Below are 5,831 nucleotides of genomic sequence, written 5' to 3'. Positions count from 1 at the left end.
ATTCTCTTAAATTCGCTAATAAACTCGTCCCACGCCATAACTGCCGCCTTGTCATTAATAACCACCGTTACCGTATCTGATTTTCGGTCATAATCAATCACTTTGGCAACATCGCCGTTGTCGTTTGTGTAGTAAGTCATTTTTTAATTACCCTTTTGCATTCATAAATTTTATTGCCAACAAAGAAACCACCCAACTTTTCGCATTCGTTGGCAATATAAAAATGGGCATATTGATAGCCAACAAAGAAACCAATAACCAAAAACAATAAACAAATCATCTCACCCACTCCAATTCCTGCGGTGTCGTAACCTTAAAGCCATTTGCCACCGCCCATAATTCAATTTTTGTTAAATACTCGGCAAATTGTTTGGTATTTGCCTTTGTTGTGCTGATATTTTTAATCACACTCATTGCGATATTTTCATAAAGCGTGTCGTTAATTACGCCCTTACACCGCTTGATACTATCCGCCATCTCGGCAAATTCACCATCATCTCGTGCGTAAATACGAGCCAAAAACAAGCGTTTAAAAAACATATGCCACCATTCATCATCTTGCCCATTTTGGCTTTCTAGTTCGTGAAGCCAGCTCCAATAAAGTCGGTTCTGGGCGTTGCTTCTTGCCTTATCGTCATCAATGCCAATCGTTACCACGACATTATGCGGTGTGTTTAGGTTGTCCGCTACGGCTTGATGAATCGCTTTAAAGCAGTTCTCGGCAACATCGGCATTGATAAGGCGGTAGGATTGATTTTTCATAAGAAAATTTGATATAGAATATGAAGTGAAGCAAGTATTAAGATAATAAGCACATTTGAAAAACCCAAAGTTACTTTTTCTGCTATTGTAAATTTTTTATAGACACTAAAATCCGCATAGCTAGAATTACCTAAGATACATTTAATCATTAACCCAAAGTTTAAGATTAATAATATTTCAATATAATTCAAAATCGGCAAAGAAAATAATCCACTCATATCTTGATAAACCAAATAAATCAAGTAGGTTTTAATTAAATAACAAATAATCCAAAAAATAATCATCATAACAAACACCTTTAAAATAAATTAAAATAAATTCTCAGTTGGGTTATCCTGCTCATTTAACACAGAATTAACAAACTCAAGTTTTCTCAAAAACCACGCCTTAGCCCGTTCACGGTTTCGTCCTTGATAAGTGTCCAACTCTTGATGGCATTTTCGGCACAATGGAATAGTGTACTCATCATCGGACTTAGTCCCCATTCCCTTGCCAAATTCTGCCCAATTAGCGTGGCAAGGGTCGCTTGGTGGTGGGGCGTGGCATTGGACACAGGGCAGGGATTTTATGCGGTTAAGTCGGTTCATACTTCATTAATCCCCAAATACGCCTTAATCTCATCAATTGCCCCAGTTGCCCCATACGCCACCACCGCTTTGTAACCCTGTGCGTTTAGGCGGTCAATCATCGCTTTTTGCAACTCTGACACCTTGCCCGCCTGCTTATGTTTGCCGTCTTTGGTTTTACCCTTTGGGGCTTTAAGCTCGATAAATAAGCCGTGATAGCCCCCGTGCGGGATAAATAAAAACAAATCAGGAAACCCTGCCTTTGTTCCCATTCGTTTAAAATTCGCCCCTTCTCGCCCACTTCTTGCCCCACCGTTGGGGCTGTGGTGCAGGTAGTCAGCAATCATGCCCGCCATGCCCAAATCAAATAGCGGTTGCCATCTTGCCCAACTGATGATGGCTTTTTGTTCACTGTCTTCGCTCATGCCAACACATCCATTTTGTTTAATCCAAACAGGCTGTGCACAAACTCATCACTGGCTAATTGCTTGGACGGCTCGCTTGGGGCGTGGGTGATGGCAATGGGGGCGATGTACCGCTCGCATTTGACCTTGTTTACCACCAGTTCATGCACAATCATCTCGTAATGGTCTTTGAAGGCACTATGGGCGGTGATGGTCATGTTGCCGTTGTAGTCCGCCTGTGAAAACAGGTGCATGGTCTTGTCATAAGCTTGTTTTTCTGCCGTGCTAATCGGCTGTGTGCTGTCGCCACGCCATGCTAGGATGTTTGATAACGCCCCGTTTTTGCTGATGTAGCTGTCGGCGATGACGTCGGTATTATCAAAGCCATCAATGCCCTTGCACCATTTGGCGAACAAGGCAGGGTCAGGGCAATAGCCCATTTGGTTAATTTTGGCAAGCCCTGTGTTAAGCTCAGTTTGACTAAATCCTGCCACACAAAACGCAAATCCTGCAACCACTTCGTTTGTGCTAAGACCGCCAAAGGTTTTTTCAAATGAACGTGGCACAATCGCTTTAATCATGGCGGTTAGGTGTTCAACGTTTTGGATTTTTACGATGTTGCTCATGAGTTCACTCCGATGTAATTTTGAAAGTCGCTAGGTAAATCATCGACAAAAACATTGGTCGGATTGGTATTTGCCATATGGCGTAATTCGTCCATGCGGTTTGTTGGCTGTGGATTGCCAAACTTGGTTTGTGCGTTCTGATACCAATCCGCCTTGAATGACTGCCAACCCATTTCACAAGCGAACTCAATCGCTTTGGCTAGTGATACCCCTGCAAGGGTTGCTTGCTTGGCGATGCCGCTAAGGGCTGTTTGGGTGAGCTTGGTTTTTCTGGTGGCTAGGTAATCGTTTGCCACTTGCTCATCAACCCCTAGGCTGACTAGCTCATCTGCCGTGATGAATTTTTTGGCTGATGGAGATTTACCAGTCGATTTGTTCGGTTTTGCTGTTTGCGAATTTTCAAGATTTTCGTGCGTGTGTTCATACTCTCTGTATTTCTCTTTAGTGTTTTTAATATAATGTATTTCTGTATGTTCATTTTTTGAACCAGCTTCTTGTTCATTTTTTGAACCAGCTGGTTCATTTTTTGAACTAGTGCATTTTTTGACTTGTTCATTTTTTGAACCAGCTTCTTGTTCATTTTTTGAACCACAAAAATCATCATTTAAGCGGTATTCGCTCATTGATTTTTCATTGCCTTTTTGAACAGAAATTAACCCAATTTCTAGCAATTCATCGATTGCTTTGCTGACTGTTGCACGATGATTTATTCCAGTATATTTTTGGATTTGTGAATAACTGATGCGGTCGGCTTCTTTGTGCCAACCGCGGGTTTTGCGGACGATGAGCAAATATATTTTGCACGCATTACCGCTAAGCTTGCAAAGCATCTCATCAACGAATGCGTTTGGCAGCTGAAAACTGTTTGCGATGAATTTGCTCATTTTGCACCACCTAGCAGAGTTTCAAAATAAAAAGGTTTTTCAACAATAGGTAGTTCAATACCAATATCAAGCAATTTTTTAGCGACATTTGGTAGGATAATACCGTAAAGAACAGAATTAGAAACTGCTAATGAAAATCTAAAATAATCCATATCACTTTTACCTTTAATTGAATTACAACGCTTACAAGATGAAATTAGATTTTCAACACTATTGTCTAGCACCTTAGATTTTGGAATAAAGTGGTCTATACGCATATCCGAAACAGACTCTAAATCTATACCACAATAAGCACATTTTTTATGATGAGACTTCCACAATTCATGTCTGAAATGACCAGTAAAGCTAACAGAGCCTTTCTCTATTTTTTTGATGATTTCATTTTGACTCATCTGCGAAATAATACTGTTGTCTCTTGCTTGATTTGGGTGCATTGCTTTGAAGCTCATTTTTTCTCTCCCATGATTTTAAAACCTGCTTTTAATGTCTTGCCAAAAGTCCAATTTGTATTTTTGCGTAAGATATCAATCACTTCACGCAAACTCATATTTGCAGGATTTAAGGCAATATAATCATCAATGCTAATCACGCCTTGTTTTTTTAACAGCTTTTTGACCGCTCGGACGGTCTGCTCTTTGGTCTTTTTTCTTTTGGGCTTTTTGATTTTTGTGATTGGGGATAGGCCATGCTCGGCTATCCATTCATCGATGACCGATTGGGGCGTGCCTTTGGGGCGGTAGTAGTCAGAGTATTGCTTGATCATGCGACAACCCCTTCATTAGCAAGTTTCTCAATCACCCATGCTTCGCCCTTGTGCGTAAATAGGGCTTGGTCATACCCTGCTTCGCTTTGTTTCATCTCGCCGAGACCTTTGGCGATAAACCATAAATTAAAGGTGCGTGCGTTGCGTTTGACGGATTTGTTATACACGCCAAAGTCATCAAGTAGCTTGTTTAGTTTGACCGCCGACAGTCCGACCTTTGCCCCAACCTGTGAAGCATTGACTAGGTTCTTACGGTCAGCCACAAGGTCATAATGAGCAACTTTGGGGGCATCTAGTTTGGCTTGTTGTTCTAGGGCGATTTTGGCTTTTTCGGCTTGTTCTCGCTTTTCAAATTCAGCAGCCCATGCACGAGCTGCTTCAGCAGGATTTGAAAAATCGGGCAAAACAAGGCTTGTTGCTTTTTCCAACTCTTGCCAACGACGATTAATACGAATACGCACATCAGCACGATAGCCTGTAATTAGGTCAATGCACTGCTCTTTGGTCAATAAGTATTCACGATATTGCTGATTGCCTGTGTTGGGCGTGGTGTAATACCCTTGCCCAACTTTGGGCAACCCCATTTTTTCGTAGGTTTCATTTAAAGTATCAATATCACGCAATACATGGCGATGTTCTTTTTCGCACAATGTGGCAATCTCACGACTTGACATCGTTTGAAAATTGCCTTGAATTTGGGGTAAATTTGTCATATAATAGACTCCGTTGTTTGTAGAAAATAACACCGTCCGAAGTTAATCCGAACGATGGACACCGCCCCTAGTTGTCGCTAGGGGTTTTTGTTTGGGTGGTGCTTTGAAAAAGTTCGGGGTTTTCCAGTTTGACTTTGGGTGGAATGCCACGTCTTTTCCAGTTACTAACACGTTGCTCTGTAAATCCTAAGAGCTTGGCTAAGGCGGTTGTATCGCCTAGTTTTTCAATTAATTCTTTGTCGGTCATAGAATGCCTTCTTTAAACAAAATGATTTAAACATTATAAACATAATTTGCCATTAAATCAACATTTTGTTTAAAAAATTGATGAACTCATGTTGTATTTATTTTGTATTTGTAGACCTTTAAATCTTGTGTTAAAATACTAAACATCTTGTTTAGTCTTAGGATTTACTTATGACACACCCAACCATGCAACGAGTTTTTGACGCAACAAACAAAACACCTACTGAGATTGCAGAAACCATCAGTACAAAACCCCAAAATATTAACAACTGGGCAAATCGTGGTATATCCAAGTCTGGTGCATTGGAAATTGGCAAGGCTTTTGGGTTGAGCGTGGATTGGATTTTGACAGGACAAGGCAATATGACCGCCAAGCCTACCATCGATGAACTTCGCCAGAGAATCAAAGCCATAGAAAACCGTCAAAGCGAAGTTGAGCCAAGCGACTTTTTGTCCGTGAATAATCCTGTGCCTATCATCAGTTGGGTGGCGGCAGGGTCGTGGAGTTCGTCTGATGTGGTGGAATGGGTAGATGAAGATACCGAGTATCTGCCCAGACCTGCCAACCTGTCAGCAAAGGGCTTTTGCCTGCGAGTGCGTGGCGTGTCCATGATGCCCGAATTTAAACCTGATGAAGTGATATTTGTTGAGCCGAACTTTGGCGTGTGGGATTTGAAAAATGGCGATTTGGTGGTGGTGCGTGAAAATGGCAACCATGAAGCCACCTTTAAACAGCTTATCATGGGCGAGACATCGGCAGATATGTACCTAAAACCCCTAAACCCTGACTGGCACGAGCAACGTATGACCCCAAAAAGTGAATGGGAGCTTGTGGGCAAAGTGGTGGGAAAATGGGTGAAGTATTAA

General features: G+C 41.6%; 11 protein-coding genes. 1 reads left to right on the top strand and 10 read right to left on the bottom strand.

What is annotated here, in order from left to right:
• Nucleotides 1-276 precede the first annotated feature (276 nt).
• From B0182_RS02515 to B0182_RS02470, 10 genes are all read right to left on the bottom strand, one after another.
• A complete protein-coding gene (locus tag B0182_RS02515) occupies nucleotides 277-762 on the bottom strand; it encodes a recombination protein NinB (RefSeq protein ID WP_078273444.1) in 486 nt (161 codons plus the stop codon).
• Nucleotides 759-1,049, bottom strand: a complete 291-nt coding sequence (locus tag B0182_RS02510; protein WP_078273443.1) for a hypothetical protein — start codon at nucleotides 1,047-1,049, stop codon at nucleotides 759-761. The genes B0182_RS02515 and B0182_RS02510 overlap by 4 nt, the downstream gene beginning before the upstream one ends.
• Before the next feature lie 21 nt (nucleotides 1,050-1,070).
• Nucleotides 1,071-1,349: a DUF968 domain-containing protein gene (locus tag B0182_RS02505; RefSeq protein WP_078273442.1), complete on the bottom strand. Its 279-nt coding sequence runs from the start codon at nucleotides 1,347-1,349 to the stop codon at nucleotides 1,071-1,073.
• Nucleotides 1,346-1,753: a VRR-NUC domain-containing protein gene (locus B0182_RS02500; RefSeq protein WP_078273441.1), complete on the bottom strand. Its 408-nt coding sequence runs from the start codon at nucleotides 1,751-1,753 to the stop codon at nucleotides 1,346-1,348. Before B0182_RS02500 ends, B0182_RS02505 begins: the two co-directional genes overlap by 4 nt.
• On the bottom strand, nucleotides 1,750-2,358 hold the full coding sequence (locus B0182_RS02495; protein WP_078273440.1) for a hypothetical protein: 609 nt from the start codon (nucleotides 2,356-2,358) through the stop codon (nucleotides 1,750-1,752). Before B0182_RS02495 ends, B0182_RS02500 begins: the two co-directional genes overlap by 4 nt.
• Nucleotides 2,355-3,242, bottom strand: a complete 888-nt coding sequence (locus tag B0182_RS02490; RefSeq protein ID WP_078273439.1) for a replication protein — start codon at nucleotides 3,240-3,242, stop codon at nucleotides 2,355-2,357. The genes B0182_RS02495 and B0182_RS02490 overlap by 4 nt, the downstream gene beginning before the upstream one ends.
• Nucleotides 3,239-3,691 carry an HNH endonuclease gene (locus tag B0182_RS02485; RefSeq protein WP_078273438.1) on the bottom strand — a complete coding sequence of 151 codons (453 nt, stop codon included), beginning with the start codon at nucleotides 3,689-3,691 and terminating at the stop codon, nucleotides 3,239-3,241. Before B0182_RS02485 ends, B0182_RS02490 begins: the two co-directional genes overlap by 4 nt.
• Entirely contained in the window at nucleotides 3,688-4,005 is a 318-nt protein-coding gene (locus B0182_RS02480; protein WP_078273437.1) for a hypothetical protein, read from the bottom strand. The genes B0182_RS02485 and B0182_RS02480 overlap by 4 nt, the downstream gene beginning before the upstream one ends.
• Nucleotides 4,002-4,718, bottom strand: coding sequence for a Rha family transcriptional regulator (locus tag B0182_RS02475; RefSeq protein WP_078273436.1), 717 nt, complete (start codon nucleotides 4,716-4,718; stop codon nucleotides 4,002-4,004). Before B0182_RS02475 ends, B0182_RS02480 begins: the two co-directional genes overlap by 4 nt.
• A gap of 67 nt (nucleotides 4,719-4,785) precedes the next feature.
• Complete coding sequence (locus B0182_RS02470; RefSeq protein ID WP_078273435.1) at nucleotides 4,786-4,965, bottom strand: YdaS family helix-turn-helix protein; 180 nt, start codon at nucleotides 4,963-4,965, stop codon at nucleotides 4,786-4,788.
• 170 nt (nucleotides 4,966-5,135) lie between these two features.
• Between B0182_RS02470 and B0182_RS02465 the strand changes: the two genes are divergently transcribed.
• Nucleotides 5,136-5,831, top strand: coding sequence for a LexA family protein (locus B0182_RS02465; RefSeq protein WP_078273434.1), 696 nt, complete (start codon nucleotides 5,136-5,138; stop codon nucleotides 5,829-5,831).

It is taken from the genome of Moraxella bovis (assembly GCF_002014975.1).
Lineage (GTDB): Bacteria > Pseudomonadota > Gammaproteobacteria > Pseudomonadales > Moraxellaceae > Moraxella > Moraxella bovis.
The sequence above is the reverse complement of the archived record's forward strand: the minus strand, read 5'-3'. Positions and strand labels throughout refer to the sequence as shown.